The organism is Nonomuraea solani, from assembly GCF_900108335.1.
GTDB lineage: Bacteria > Actinomycetota > Actinomycetes > Streptosporangiales > Streptosporangiaceae > Nonomuraea > Nonomuraea solani.
Window position 1 is genome coordinate 250,397 of record NZ_FNVT01000001.1, and the last position, 13,261, is coordinate 263,657.

The 13,261-nt window shown below is 67.1% G+C and carries 12 protein-coding genes and 1 pseudogene; 5 read left to right on the forward strand and 8 right to left on the reverse strand.

The window, feature by feature from the left end; genetic code table 11:
- Positions 1-198: 198 nt before the first annotated feature.
- Complete coding sequence (locus tag C4V41_RS01235; RefSeq protein WP_103953839.1) at positions 199-963, reverse strand: alpha/beta fold hydrolase; 765 nt, start codon at positions 961-963, stop codon at positions 199-201.
- Positions 964-1,075: 112 nt separating this feature from the next.
- Between C4V41_RS01235 and C4V41_RS01240 the strand changes: the two genes are divergently transcribed.
- Both C4V41_RS01240 and C4V41_RS65200 read left to right on the forward strand, forming a co-directional pair.
- Positions 1,076-1,474, forward strand: coding sequence for a winged helix-turn-helix transcriptional regulator (locus C4V41_RS01240; RefSeq protein ID WP_200823676.1), 399 nt, complete (start codon positions 1,076-1,078; stop codon positions 1,472-1,474).
- A 204-nt stretch (positions 1,475-1,678) separates the two neighbouring features.
- Entirely contained in the window at positions 1,679-1,807 is a 129-nt protein-coding gene (locus C4V41_RS65200; protein WP_268808509.1) for a hypothetical protein, read from the forward strand.
- 380 nt (positions 1,808-2,187) lie between these two features.
- Here the strand turns inward: C4V41_RS65200 and C4V41_RS01245 are convergent, their stop codons facing one another.
- From C4V41_RS01245 to C4V41_RS01255, 3 genes and pseudogenes are all read right to left on the reverse strand, one after another.
- Positions 2,188-2,964 carry an ABC transporter permease subunit gene (locus tag C4V41_RS01245; protein WP_103953840.1) on the reverse strand — a complete coding sequence of 259 codons (777 nt, stop codon included), beginning with the start codon at positions 2,962-2,964 and terminating at the stop codon, positions 2,188-2,190.
- A gap of 178 nt (positions 2,965-3,142) precedes the next feature.
- Positions 3,143-3,907: an ABC transporter permease subunit gene (locus tag C4V41_RS01250; RefSeq protein WP_103953841.1), complete on the reverse strand. Its 765-nt coding sequence runs from the start codon at positions 3,905-3,907 to the stop codon at positions 3,143-3,145.
- 62 nt (positions 3,908-3,969) lie between these two features.
- Positions 3,970-4,623: pseudogene (locus C4V41_RS01255) on the reverse strand (ABC transporter ATP-binding protein); the annotation flags it as partial.
- Between the two features lie 113 nt (positions 4,624-4,736).
- Here C4V41_RS01255 and C4V41_RS01260 point away from each other — a divergent pair.
- Both C4V41_RS01260 and C4V41_RS01265 read left to right on the forward strand, forming a co-directional pair.
- Positions 4,737-6,401, forward strand: a complete 1,665-nt coding sequence (locus C4V41_RS01260) for a histidine kinase (RefSeq protein WP_103953842.1) — start codon at positions 4,737-4,739, stop codon at positions 6,399-6,401.
- On the forward strand, positions 6,398-7,039 hold the full coding sequence (locus C4V41_RS01265) for a response regulator (RefSeq protein WP_103953843.1): 642 nt from the start codon (positions 6,398-6,400) through the stop codon (positions 7,037-7,039). Before C4V41_RS01260 ends, C4V41_RS01265 begins: the two co-directional genes overlap by 4 nt.
- Positions 7,040-7,160: 121 nt before the next feature.
- Here the strand turns inward: C4V41_RS01265 and C4V41_RS01270 are convergent, their stop codons facing one another.
- The 3 genes from C4V41_RS01270 to C4V41_RS01280 form a co-directional block, all read right to left on the reverse strand.
- Positions 7,161-7,652: a DUF402 domain-containing protein gene (locus C4V41_RS01270; RefSeq protein ID WP_235029845.1), complete on the reverse strand. Its 492-nt coding sequence runs from the start codon at positions 7,650-7,652 to the stop codon at positions 7,161-7,163.
- A 545-nt stretch (positions 7,653-8,197) separates the two neighbouring features.
- Positions 8,198-9,355 carry a glycoside hydrolase family 10 protein gene (locus tag C4V41_RS01275; RefSeq protein WP_103953845.1) on the reverse strand — a complete coding sequence of 386 codons (1,158 nt, stop codon included), beginning with the start codon at positions 9,353-9,355 and terminating at the stop codon, positions 8,198-8,200.
- The gene (locus C4V41_RS01280) at positions 9,352-10,608 is read right to left on the reverse strand and encodes a glucarate dehydratase family protein (protein WP_103953846.1); all 1,257 of its coding nucleotides are present in this window, start codon (positions 10,606-10,608) and stop codon (positions 9,352-9,354) included. Before C4V41_RS01280 ends, C4V41_RS01275 begins: the two co-directional genes overlap by 4 nt.
- A 104-nt stretch (positions 10,609-10,712) precedes the next feature.
- On the opposite strand from C4V41_RS01280, the gene C4V41_RS01285 reads away from it, so the two are divergent.
- The gene (locus tag C4V41_RS01285) at positions 10,713-12,182 is read left to right on the forward strand and encodes an aldehyde dehydrogenase (NADP(+)) (RefSeq protein WP_103953847.1); all 1,470 of its coding nucleotides are present in this window, start codon (positions 10,713-10,715) and stop codon (positions 12,180-12,182) included.
- Between the two features lie 311 nt (positions 12,183-12,493).
- Here the strand turns inward: C4V41_RS01285 and C4V41_RS01290 are convergent, their stop codons facing one another.
- On the reverse strand, positions 12,494-13,255 hold the full coding sequence (locus C4V41_RS01290) for an IclR family transcriptional regulator (RefSeq protein WP_103954675.1): 762 nt from the start codon (positions 13,253-13,255) through the stop codon (positions 12,494-12,496).
- Positions 13,256-13,261: the final 6 nt, after the last annotated feature.

Here is a 13,261-nt window from a genome sequence, read left to right on the forward strand (position 1 = left end):
TGGCACCCGTCCACGCCTGCGGCGTTCCGTGCTTGCCATCCTGGATCGAGAGGCGATCGACCTTCGCATCCGGCAGAGCCGTGGTAGTGCCGGGTCGAATGCGCCACACCTGCAGACCGCCGTTAGCGCGCTCGGGCAAGCGCACTACGTCGTAGCCGCCTGTGTGCCGTGCCTCCATGAGACCCCCTTGCCGATTTGTTAGGTACGGGTATGCGCGCCCAGGAACGGAAGTACCTGGGGAAGAACGTCTGCGCTGCTGTCCCAGCCGGCCTTGTGGTCGGCGCCAGAGACGGAGAAGAAGCCGGACCCGGTGCCGGTCGCGAAGGCCCGCATTGGTTCGTGCCAAGGGTCGGTGGTGCCCGCGTACATCAGGATGGCGACACCGGCCGTCGCCAGCTCGGTGTGCAGGCCAGGCTCTCGGGAGAACGCGTCGTAATTGGCGCGGAAGGCGGCAAGGTCTCCGCCGTCGATCAGGGCAGCTTGGTACGGGTCGGTGTAAGCACCCCTTTTCATGATCTCGTACGCGTCCACATCGGCCGGCAGGCCGAGCGCCTGGATCGCCTGGTCGACCGCGGATCGGAAACCGTCCATGGGATCGAAGGCTCCGGCAACAAGGCAGGTCAGCCGCTCAGGTGCGTACGCGGCGACCGCATAGCCGGTCATCGCGCCCAGCGAATATCCCCAGAACGCAGCCCGCTCGGCCCCGGCGTCGTCGAGCACGGCCATGACGCAGTCGACGCGCCGCTCGAGAGCATAGGCCCCGATCTCGTGCGGGGCATCACTCGAGCCCAGCCCCAGCGGATCGATGGCGATCACGGTGTAGGCGCCGGTCAAGGCCGCGGTGTATCCCCTGTGCGCCCAATGCGCGCCGTCCTGGAACATTCCCGGGTGGAGGACGACCGGCGGGCCGTCCCCGGAGACCTCGTAAGCGATCTTGAAGCCGTTGCTACGTGCGAGGGGCATGCTGTCAGTTCTCGCTCTCCAATAGATTCCTGTGCCTGTACGCAGGAACGTTACGATTTGTAACGGTGCTCATCCTGAAGCATGATCAGACGGTCCGGAAGAAGGCACTTTCTTGTCACAACGGAACATCGCGGGAACAGACCAGCTCACGGCCGCGACCGAAACGGACGATTGCCCGCTGCCCGAGGTACTGGCCTTGATCGGAGGGAAATGGAGTGCCCAGGTGCTGGTCGAACTCGGACGGGGCCCGCGTCGCTTCACCCAGTTGGAGCGGGCCATCGAAGGCATCAGCCGCCGGATGCTCACACTGAGCCTGCGAGACCTGGAACGCAGCGGCCTTGTTACCCGCACGGTGTACCCGGATGCTCCTCCCCGAGTGGAGTACGCCACCACGGCGTTGATCGACGAGATCCGTGAACCGTTGGAGGCGCTGTCGGCCTGGGCCCGCCATGCCGCGCCCGCCATCACCGCCGCCCGCCAGGCCTTCGACGAGGGCCGCCGCGAGGCTTGAGAAGTCGGTGGTGAGCTGCGGATGACGGCGGAACCGACGGACAACGGTGACTGCCATGCGGGCGTGACCGCCTTTGAGGCCAAGGGCTCTGGGGTTTGCAGCGGGAGCGGCAACTGAGGGCTGTGGTGCCGGCTTGTAGCGGAAACGGCGGCCAAGGGCTGCAGGGGGCCTGTAGTGGGAGCGGCGGCCGAGGGTCGTGAGGGGTTGCAGCGAGAGCTGGGGCGGGGCCGCGAGACCTGGGAGTGGGAGTGGGAGTGGGAGTGGGAGCGGGAGTGGGAGCTGTGGGGCTGGCTTGCATCGGGAGCGGCGGCCGAGGGTTGTGCGGGCATGTAGCGGGAGCTGAGGGCTGTGAGACCTGCGAGATCTCCAGCGAGAGCTGGAGCTGAAGGTTGTGAGGCCTGTAGCGGGACGGTGGCTGAGAGCTGTGAGGCCTGTAGCGGGACGGTGGCTGAGAGCTGTGAGGCCTGTAGCGGGACGGTGGCTGAGGGCCGTGAGACCTGCGGTGTCGATGTGGTGGGAGCGGGGCTGAGGGTTGTGGGGCTGCTTGCAAGGGAGCGGCTGGGGGTGGCCAGTTGCCGCGGGCGAGTCTGATGTTCTGATGGAGGGGGTTTGCCGGTGCCGGGCCGTGGTTCCTCTCTCGCGCAGGCTGCATGCGGAGCGCGGGCTGGTGCGACGGCGGTGGGGTGAGGGCAGCGGGTGTCAGGGGCCACATGTCAGGCGTCCCTTCGGCCCAACGACCAGGTGGCCGCCAGCATGGGGAGGGTCGCGTAGGCGACCAATAGCGCGGCGGCCGCTGCCGGAGGCAGGAGCGAGCCGTACACCGACGTGGTGATGAGGTCGCCGGTGATCTCGCGGGGGAGTGCGCCGATCATGAGAGAGCCAAGACGTTCGCTCCATGGTTCGGGGATGTTGCCGATGATCATCGGGATCACGTAGACGAGGCCGACCAGGACGGCGATCGCCCCTGCCGCGGATCGCAGGAGTGCGCCCAGCCCCAGGCCGAGGAGTGCGAACACCGGCACCGTGAGGCTGGTCGCCGCCAGGAACGGGAATCGTTCTGCGAATGCGATGGTGTACGCGCCCGAGAAGCGGTCGCCGAGCACCGCTTGGGCGGCGAAGTATGTGCCGAAGACCGTCAGCACGCCGACGATCAGGCCCAACGTGCCCACGATGGCGGACTTGGCGGCGAGGATCGGCCAGCGGCGGGGGACGATGGTCAGGGTCGTCCTGATCAAGCCGGTGACGTATTCGGAGGTGATGGCGAGCGTACCCAAGATGCCCATGCAGAGTTGAGGCACGATCACCACCACCTCCTCCAGATCCGCGATCTTGGCGCCTGATCGTTTCTCCGAAGGAGCGGCGTCGTACGTGCCCGCGGCGGCGACGGCGACGGCCAGGCCCAGAAGGACGGCACCGAGACTGAGGCTGAGGATCAGATAGGTCGAGCGCAGCGAGCGGACCTTCAGCCATTCCGAGGTCAGAACGCTCATGCGGGCATCCGTTCGGTCCTGGGAGCACACACGTTGAGGTCCGTTCGTCGAGGACTAATGCCTGTACGGGCGTTCGCTTCGGAGCGGAGAACGCTTCTGCGACCTTCGGAAGTGAGGGTGAGAGCGTGGGTTGCAGCGGCGAGATTCAGGCGGATGTCGGAGGCAAGGGATGGAACGGTCACGCGTCTTTCCGTCTCAGTTGGTAATAGCCGATGGCGAGAGCGAGGAGCGGGTAGGCGAGGAGCACGATCACTGCTGCCCACGGAGGTAGGTAGCCGTCACCGAGACGGGTCGAGAGGTGCTGGTCGGCTATCTGGGGGACGAGGTTGGGCAGGAGCAGCGTGGCGATGCGGGTGTTCCATGGCGGTGGCAGGTAGTTGACCAGGCCGGGAAGCATGAACAGCAGGGCGACGACGGAGACGATCGCGCCGGCCGTCGATCGCACGGCGGCGCCGAGGCCGAGACCCACCAGCGCCAGCGCGGTCACGGACAGGGCAGAGCCGAACAGCATCGGGAGATCGTCGGCGAACGAGGTCTGATTGAAGCCGAGGGCGCGGTCGCCCGCGATCAGGCGGCCGGCCGAATAGGTGACCAGCAGGATCGAATTGGCGGCCAAGAACGTGGCCAGGCCGACGACTCCGGCCTTGGCCAGGAGTAACGTGCTTCGCTTCGGGACGGTGGTCAGGCTGGTGCGGATCATGCCCGTGGCGTACTCGGAAGTGATCGCGAGCACGCCGAGCACCGCCAGGCTGATCTGAACCAACGGGAGAAAGCCCTGCTCGGGGGCCGCGGCGCTTCGCACGCCTCGCTCGTCGGCGAGATCGCTCACATAGAGCGTCCAGGCTGCCCCCAGCACTATCGTCAGTGCCGCCGTGCCTATGGTCTGGTAAGTCGAGGTCACCGAGCGTAGCTTCAGCCACTCGGAGGAGAGGATGGCCTTCATCGGGCCGCTCCGAACTGGACGCTGTCGGAGGTCAACGCCATGTAGGCGTCTTCGAGGGTCGGGTAGCGCGCGGTGAGCTGCGCGACGGTGGCGTCGGTGATCAGCTTCCCGCGGCCGACGACCACGATGCGCTCGGCGGTGAGGGCCATTTCGCTCATCAGATGGCTGGAGAGCAGGACCGTCCTGCCCTCGGCGGCCAGTGAGCGCATCAGGTCACGGATCCAGCGCACGCCGTCGGGATCCAGGCCGTTGACCGGCTCGTCGAACATCAACACGCCTGGGTCGCCGAGCAGCGCGGACGCGATGCCGAGCCGTTGCTTCATGCCGAGGGAGAATCCGGCGACCCGCTTGCGCGCAACACCGGCCAGCCCGACCTGTTCGAGCACCTCGGCCACGCGCATGGGGCCGATGTCATTGGTGCGGGCGAGGCAGAGCAGGTGGTTGTAGGCGCTGCGTCCGCCGTGGACCGCGCCGGCGTCCAGGAGCGCGCCGACCTCGCGCATGGGCTTGCCGAACGAGGAGTATCGGCGCCCGTTGATCAATGCCTGGCCGGACGTGGGCGCGTCGAGGCCGAGGATCAGGCGCATTGTGGTGGACTTGCCCGAGCCGTTGGGGCCGAGGAAGCCGGTCACGTGGCCGGGCTCGACCTTGAAGGACAGGTCGTCTACGGCAAGGGTGCCGCCGTAGCGCTTTGTGAGGTGCTGGAGTTCGATCACGCCGTAAAGGATGCGGGACGGTGGGTGGGCGGCGCGTCGGACCACGGTTCGAATCTCAAGGTCAGACCCTGGGTTGACGTGCGCACGCCACCCCACCGGCTACGGTTCAACGCGTGGACGACACGCACCCCTTCTTCGCCAGGCGCCTGAGCCGTCACCAGCAGGTCATGCTCGATCTGGTGGCGGGAATGTGCTTCGCGTTCGTGTTCTTCACGACCGCTGTGAACGCCATCGACCTGCCGCCCTGGGCCCGGATCGCGCTTGCCCTCGGGCTGGGGCTGCCGCTGGCCGTACGAAGGCTATGGCCCGTGTCCGTCTTCTACTTCACATTACTGCTGGCCGCCTTCGCCGTGATGACCGATGCCGTGGGGTTCGCGTACGTCGCACCCGCGTTCGCCCTTTATGTCGTTGCCCTCTCAGAGAAGATCGGCCCGGTGGTTCCGACGTCGGCCATAGGCTTCGTGAGCCTGGTCACCGTCTTGAGCTTGGCGATGGTGGGCGTGCCGGGCGAAGGCGCTCCTGACTGGGTGATGCACCTGGACAAGCCACTCATGGGTATCGCGGCACTGGGCGGGGCATGGACGGTCGGGCGGGCCGTGCAGGAGCGCAGGGTCTTCGCGGCTCGCAATGCCGAGCGGCTGGCTGCGCATGCGGTGACGGAGGAGCGGTTAAGGATCGCTCGCGAGCTGCACGACGTGGTCACGCACAGCGTGGGATTGATCGCGGTCAAGGCCGGGGTCGCCAACCATGTGATGGCCAGCAAGCCAGAAGAGGCGTACGACGCCCTGCGTGTGATCGAGACCGCCAGCCGGAGCGCCCTGGTCGAGATGCGGCACCTCCTCGGCGTGCTGAGGTCCACCACCGTGCCCGACCTCGTTCCCGCGCCTGGTGTGGCAGGAATCCAGGGCCTGGTCGAGCAGGCCCGACTGGCGGGGGTGGAAGCAGAGCTCGACATCCGAATGGGGACGGGGGACGGAGTGCGGCCGGCCAAGAACGAGACGGGGTGGCCGTCCGACGATGGCGGGCGTCGCGGTGGTGCGGCGCGGTCGGATGGCGTCGGCCAGTGGGGCTTGGGGCGGTCGGGCAGCGGATCGCACGATCCGGGGCGGTTGGGCGGCGGCCCCCATGATCCGGGGCGGTCGGGCCGTGGTGGGCCGTCCGGCAATGCGGGGAGGTCGCTTAGCGGGGGGCCGTCCCGCAATGCGGAGAGGGCGGGTCGTGGTGGGCTGTCGGGGAATGCGGGGAGGTCGGTTGGTGGAGGGTTGCCCGGCGATGCGGAGGGGTTGGGCGGTGGCAGGCCGTCCCGCTATGGGGAGGGGTGGGTCCGTGGTGGGCTGTCCGGCGATGCGGAGGGGTTGGGCGGTGGCAGACCATTCCGCGATGCGGAGAAGTCGGGCCGTGGTGTGCCGTCCGGTGATGTAGGGAGGGTGGCGGGCGGTTGTGGGCCGTCCGGAGATGGATCGTCCGATGGTGTGCGGTTGCCGGATGGGGTGGCGCTTTCGGTGTATCGCATCGTGCAAGAGGCGCTCACGAACGTGGTCAAACATGCCGCGCCTGCTCGGTGCCGGGTGTCGGTGGTCGCAGACGGAAAAGAGATACAGATCGAGGTGATCGATGACGGGCCCGGGAGACGTGTGCTGCCTTCTGGTGGTGCCGGGCACGGGCTCATTGGCATGCGGGAACGGGTCATGATGTACGGTGGCGCGCTCGAAGCCGGCAGCCTTCCGGGTCGAGGGTTCCGTGTCTTTGCGAGATTGCCTTATCAGGAGGTTTCGTGATCCGGGTAGTCGTTGCCGACGATCAGGCGTTGCTCCGGGGGAGTTTCAAGGTGCTGGTCGATTCCGAGCCTGACTTGGCTGTGGTGGGTGAGGCCGGCACGGGGGCCGAGGCCATTTCGGTAGCCCTGGAACAGCGTCCGGATGTGGTGCTCATGGATGTGCGCATGCCGGAAATGGATGGCATTGAGGCTACTCGTCATATCAAAGATGTTGCTCGGGTTCTCGTTGTGACGATGTTCGACCTGGATGCTTATGTTTATGATGCGCTGCGGGCCGGCGCGAGTGGCTTCTTGCTCAAGGACACGCCGCCTGCGGATTTGCTTGCAGCCATTAGAGTGATCGCGAGTGGGGAGGCGTTGCTGGCTCCGAGGGTTACGCGGAGATTGATCGAGGAGTTTGCGCGTACCCCTGTTCTTCCTCGGATGAAGGGGCTGGACGGGGTCACGGAGCGGGAGTGTGAGGTTTTGATGTTGATCGCGCGGGGGTTGTCGAACGGCGAAATCGCTGACCATCTACGGTTGAGTCTGGCCACGGTTAAAACCCATATCACCCGGTTGCTGGCCAAGCTGGATGCTCGGGATCGGGCGCAACTTGTTATCGCCGCATATGAAAGTGGGCTGGTTTCGGCGGCGCCGTGATGGCGCTCTTGTGGTGCTATCATCGTGGCTGATGTTGTGGTTGCATCACGTTCCTCTGGATGAGGCTGAGGTAGACGCTAGTAGCGATCTTGGCCGATTGGTCGTGATGTGCGTTTTGGGGCTAATGAGTTTGTCGGGTTGATTTTTCCAGCCACTCTGAGTGTGCGCCGCCGAACGGTCCTTTTCTTGCGCCTACTGCCTCAAGTAGCCAACGTGCCGTTTCTTCTGCCTGCGTGATCAAGTCGGGTGGGTAGTTCAGTAGCAGTTGATGTTCAGCGAATTCGTCTTCGTCGTCGAGAATCAGTCGTCCGTCGCGCATTCGGATCACGTCTAGGTCGAGGTCGAGCATGGTCACCTCGCCGTCCTTCCACTCCGGAACGGTGGTGACGTCGACGTAGATTTCGCTCTTGTGGGGTGGGGTGTTGAAGGATGCCGTCCACCAGGCGTCTCTTGGGAAGAGCATGATCGCGGGGCTGTCCCAGGTGACCGGCGGGCCATTGCCCTTGTAGGCCACGGTTCCTCCGGGCACTTCCGCCCAGACACCGTGCTCATCCTCGCCAAGCAGCCGACCAGGGTGGTTCCAGTGCAACGCGCCGCCGTACTTGCGGTACACGATTCGAACATCAGTCACAGGGAGAACTTATCCACGGCAGACGTTGTCCACACGAGATCTTGGTGATGGGGCGTGGCGAGGTTATTGCCTCTCGTGTGGAGATACGGACTGGACGTGGTCACTTGTCGGTGTCTCTGAGACAGGGCCGTCCAAGATCGCCCGAGGCCCCCAAGGCCCAAGGACTCCCGAGGCCGAGCAGGCGAAATCTTTGGCACCCGACGGGATGCCACCTTCCTCACCAACTCGGGACGGTTGTTAGGCACGGGTGGCCTTAGACGGTGTAGGGCTGAGCTCGGCGGCTCGGCGGCTCGGCGGCTCGGCGGCTCGGCGGCTCGGCGACCCGGTGGCCCGGGTGGCCCGTGTGGTCCAAGTGGCGTGGGTGGTGAGGGTGTGAGGAGTTGGATGGCGCCGAAGTGGCGCCTATCGGGGGCGATGAGTGGTGGTTTGGGGTAGTTGTCCGTGGCGTTCTGCTGGGGTTCGTTGCGGGGTGGAATTGGGTGGTTGTTCGCCGGCGTCGTTGGCTCTCGGTCAGTGGCGGTCGTGAATTAGGTGTGCAAACGGAGGGCTTCGGTGAGTGCTGCCAGACGGTGGGGGGAGGCCAGGCCCGCGTGGTACAGGTGGAACTCTGAGGCTCCTGCCTTGGCGTACGTCCTGAGGAGGTCGGCCAGGGCGGCGGCGTCTGCTGGGCGGGGTGGGAGAGCCAGGACGTAAGCGCCTACTCGTTGGCCTGGGGTGGAGAGTTCCTTGAGGCGGGTGAGTCTGGCGGAGTCCGTGGTGGGGTCGCCCCAGCAGTTGCCCACCAGGACGTCTGCTCCTGGTTCGCCTTCGGGGAGGGGGGCGAAGGCGCCGGCGGCCCAGGGGTCTGGGTTGGCGTGCAGGGTGATGGGGACGTTGGGGGCGGTTCTTCTGGCGACGGCGATCAGGCGTTGGCGGAGGGTCGTGGACAGCGCGACGCGGACGGTGCGCACCTCGTCGGCGAGGGAGCCGAGGGCCTGATCGATGGTGTCGGCAGGCAGGTGTCGGGGGGTGGATGGGGGTGATGGGTTCGTGGGGGGAGTGCGGTCTATGGCGGCGCGGACCTGGGCTCTGGTGTCGTCTGGGTAGCGGGGGGCGCAGGCCGTGCAGAAGCAGAGGGAGAGGAGGTCGGTGTCGGCAGTGGTCCAGTCCGCGCCGGAGGTCTTCTCGTGGACACTCTGATGGCCGAAGCCCAGAGGGCCGCAGGCCTCCAGGATCAGGCCGTCCGGCTCGGCCACCTCGAGGATCTCCTGGACGAGGCGCTCGCAGTACTCGATGACGTCCTCGTGTGCCGGGCACAGCGCGTACGGGTACGGGTCGCCGAAGGCGTTGCGTACGACAAGGTCGGAATGGGCGGTGCCCAGGTGGGAGTTGTGGGTCAGGACCGTCCAGGCGTGTACCTGGAGGCCGGCGGCCTTCAGCGCGTCCCGGGCCTGGAGGTAGGCGTCGGCGGGGGTCCAGGTCGGCGAGGCGGGAACCAGACGGGACCAGGAAGACGGGCGGATCGGGAGGTAGAAGGCCGGATATGGGACATCGAGTACGCGATGGGACGGGTGGTATGGCGTGGCCGCGCGCGTCGAGTGGTACATCGCCGCCAGGGCCACCGCTTCCACCCCCATGGCTGCCAGGCGGGCGGGGGCCGACGGGTCGCCGACGATGTCCCAGGGGTAGAGGTAGGCGATGTTCACCAGCGGGGCCTCCTGGCCGAGAAAGTCGGGTTGAAGCGTTGCATGTAGGTCGTGTCGTCCCGGGCCACGATGCCGCACTTCTCGTACTGCTCGTTCATGACCGCCAGCGCGTCGCGGTCGAGTTCGATGCCCAGGCCCGGGCCCGCGGGCACCGGGACGGCGCCGTTCACGAAGGTCAGGGCGCCGGGTTTGACCACGTCCTGGCCGTCCTGCCACGGGGTGTGGGTGTCGCAGGCGAACGTGAGGTTGGGCGTGGCGGCGGCCAGATGCGTCATGGCGGCCAGGCTGATTCCGAGATGGGAGTTGGAGTGCATCGACATCGCCAGTCCGAACGCGTCGCACATGGCGGCGATGTGCGAGGAACGTACGAGACCGCCCCAATAGTGGTGGTCCAGGAGGAGCACGCCGATCGCGTGGGAGGCCGTCGCGGGCGGGAGATGTTCCGGGGTGACCACGCACATGTTGGTGGCCAGCGGCATCGGTACGGCGGCGGCCACCTGCGCCATGCCGGCGATCTCAGGCGTGGGATCCTCCAGATACTGGAGGGCGCCGTCCAGTTCGTGGGCCACGCGGATCGAGGTCTCGACCGTCCAGGCGGCGTTCGGGTCCAGGCGGAGCGGCACGCCGGGGAACGCCTCGTGCAGGGCTTGGATGGCGGCGATCTCCTGGTCCGGAGGGTAGACGCCGCCTTTGAGCTTGATGGACTCAAAGCCGTACTCGTCGATGAGGAGCCTGGCCTGCTCCACGATGCCCGCTTCGTCCAGGGCCGCGCCGAACCTGTCCGGGTCCTCGCCCGGGTGGGCGGCCCACTTGTAGAAGAGGTACGCGCTGTACGGCACGGCGTCCCTGACCTTGCCGCCCAGCAGGTCCACGACCGGGACACCGGTGGCTTTGCCGCGAATGTCCAGGCAGGCGACTTCGAAAGGGGAGAAGACCCGATCGATGCTCTTCTCCTTGTTGGCGACACCGGTCAGGCCGTGCCGGTCGTTCACCACGTTGCCGACGATGGCGCTGATGCGGGCGTACATCGTGTTCAAAGCATGGACGTCGAGGCCGATCAGAGCCTGGGCGCATTCGCGTACTTTGCCGAGATGTACGAGATCACCATAGGTCTCGCCCAACCCGGTCAGGCCCTCATCTGTGACGACCTCGACAATGGTACGGAGGGCCCACGGCTCGTGGACTCCGGCGGCGTTCAGGAGGGGCGGATCCCGGAAGGCTACAGGTGTTACGTGGATCTGCCTGATGATCATTCGAACCCCGTCCATATATGTGAACAATTGCCAGATTTGTGGACAAGTTGCCGCAACTGTAAGAATCAAGCTGAAGAAGTGTCAAGACTCCGAAGGGCCATTCGATGATCTACGGACACGACCCCAGGACCGGCGAAAATGTGGGCGCCGCCCTGCCCGAGACCGACCGTGCCGGGGTCGACCTGACCGTTTCCGCCGCGGCCGCCGCAGGCGCGGCCTGGCGGGCGACGCCGGCGGAGGAGCGGGCGGTCGCGCTCGAGTCCGTCGCCGACGCGCTCGCCGCTCACGTGGACGAGCTGTGGCAGCTCGCCGACCAGGAGACCGCCCTCGGTGAGGTGCGGCTGCGGGGCGAGGTGGGGCGTACGGCGGGGCAGTTCCGGCTCTTCGCCCAGGTGATCCGCGACGGCGGCTACCTGGAGGCCATCATCGATCATGCCGATCCGTCGCTCGCGCCGCCCAGGCCCGACGTGCGGCGGATGAAGCATGCGCTGCCCGGCGTCGTGGCCGTCTTCGCGGCCAGCAACTTCCCGTTCGCGTTCTCGGTCGCCGGCGGTGACACCGCCTCCGCGCTGGCGGCTGGCTGCGCGGTGGTCGTGAAGGCGCACCCGGGGCACCCGAACACGTCCGAGCGGGTGGCGAAGATCGTACGGGAGGCGCTGCCGTACCCCGACCTGCTGGGTCTTGTGCAGGGGATGCAGGCGGGCGCCGATCTGGTGCAGCATCCCGGGGTCGTCGCGGCCGGGTTCACCGGGTCCGTGGCCGGGGGCAAGGCGATCCAGAAGCTGATCGACGAGCGGGAGGAGCCGATCCCGTTCTTCGGTGAACTGGGCAGCGTCAACCCCGTGGTCGTGCTTCCGTCGGCGCCCAAGAAGGAGGTGGCCACGGGGTTCGCGGGGTCGCTGACGCTGGGGGTCGGGCAGTTCTGTACGAATCCGGGGCTCATGTTCGTGCCCGAGGACGACGAACTGCGCGAGGCCATCGTGGAGGCCGTCGAAGGCACCAGCGGTGGGCCCATGCTGGCCGAGCGGATCCGGGACGGGTACCTCGGTGGCATCGAACGGCTGGGTGAGCTGCAGCTGCTGGCCGAGGGCAAGCCGGGGGTGGGGAGCCTGGCGGTCACGCCCAAGGTGTTCACCGCCGACCTCGACACCTTCGCGGCGAAGCTGCCGCACATCGGCGAAGAGTGTTTCGGGCCGGCGTCGATCGTGGTGACGTATCGGGATGTTTCGGACCTGCGGCCGGTACTGGAGCGGCTCGAAGGGTCCCTGACCGCCACCGTTCACGGCACCGAGGCCGAGGAGGTCGGCGACGTCGCCGAGGTGCTGGGCCGGAAGGCCGGCAGGCTCATCTGGAACGGGTGGCCCACCGGGGTGGCGGTCTGCTGGGCGATGCACCACGGTGGTCCGTGGCCGGCGGCCACGGCGTCCTCCACCTCGGTGGGGGCTACGGCGATCGAGCGATGGCTGGCACCTACGGCTTATCAGGACTGGCCTGAGGCGCTGCTGCCGGATGAGCTGAAGGACGGCAACCCGCTGGGCATTCCGCGGCGAGTGGACGGGCGTCTGCAGGCTTGAGCGGGGCCGGCAGGCTTTGCCGGTGTAAGCGGGTTCGTCCGCCAGGGTGTGGGTTTCCTCTTGGAGGGCTCGTGCTTCACGGCCTGGGCGGACGATTCCCGTGTGCCCGCATCTCGGGGGAAGGGGTGGCCCTGGGGTGAAGGCTGGTCCGTTTCTTGGGGAACTGTGGGCCGGAGAGGAACTGGGTCCGCTTCTCGGGAGAGGGCGAGGCTGGGGCTGGGGTCGGGCCGAGGGCGAAGCCGGGGGTCGGACCGGGGGCGGCGGTCCAGGGTTGGTGGTGAGGGGGCCGGGGGCGGTGGTGGTTGGTGCGGTTAGCGGATGCCCTCTCTGCGCAACGTCGCCGCCAGCTTCCGGGTGTGCCTGATCACGGCCTCGGTAATGGGCTCGATGTTCCCCGGCCCGAACCGAGCCGGCATAGAGCAACTGATCGCATCCGTAGCGGGAATCCGATAGTCCACCGTCACCGCCACACAAGCCACCCCCGGCGTCCCCTGCTCCCGCTCGTACGACCACCCCCGCGTACGGACATGGTCGAGCTCACCGGTCAGCTTGGCCAGGTCGGTGATCGTGTGCGAGGTCAGCGACGTCAGCGGGTCGGGCAGCAGCGCCTCGACCTCGTCATCCGTGAGCTGGGCGAGCAGCACCTGGCCCAGTGCCGTGACGTGGGCGGGCAGCCGCCGGCCCACCCGGGGGATGATGTGGTCGGCCTCACGCGACTCCCTGGTCGCCAGATAGAGCACATGCGCGCCGTCCCGGCGGGCGAAATGTACGGTCTGGCCAATCTCGTCCCGCAGGTCCTCCAGAGTCTCCTGGGCGAAGGGCAGGGCGGGGTCCTTGTCCAGGTACGCGGTGCCGGTCAGCAGCGCGTGCGGCCCGATGCCGAAGGCCGACCTGGCCGCGTCCGTCTCCACCCAGTTGAGCTCCACCAGCGTCCGCATGAGAGCGTGCAGGCTGCTACGCGGAAACCCGGTGCGCTGCTGGAGCTGCGACAACGTCAGATGGTCGTGTGAACCGGCGAGCGCTTCCAGGATGCGTACCGTCCGCTCCGCGGACTTGACCAGCTGGGGCTCCATGCTCAT

What these genes read in the sequence shown, in the direction of transcription:
- C4V41_RS01285 (WP_103953847.1), top strand. Translation starts at nt 10,713, where the DNA reads ATGATCTACGGACACGACCCCAGGACCGGCGAAAATGTGGGCGCCGCC.
- C4V41_RS01235 (WP_103953839.1), bottom strand. Translation starts at nt 963, where the DNA reads ATGCCCCTCGCACGTAGCAACGGCTTCAAGATCGCTTACGAGGTCTCC.
- C4V41_RS01245 (WP_103953840.1), bottom strand. Translation starts at nt 2,964, where the DNA reads ATGAGCGTTCTGACCTCGGAATGGCTGAAGGTCCGCTCGCTGCGCTCG.
- C4V41_RS01280 (WP_103953846.1), bottom strand. Translation starts at nt 10,608, where the DNA reads ATGATCATCAGGCAGATCCACGTAACACCTGTAGCCTTCCGGGATCCG.
- C4V41_RS01290 (WP_103954675.1), bottom strand. Translation starts at nt 13,255, where the DNA reads ATGGAGCCCCAGCTGGTCAAGTCCGCGGAGCGGACGGTACGCATCCTG.
- C4V41_RS01250 (WP_103953841.1), bottom strand. Translation starts at nt 3,907, where the DNA reads ATGAAGGCCATCCTCTCCTCCGAGTGGCTGAAGCTACGCTCGGTGACC.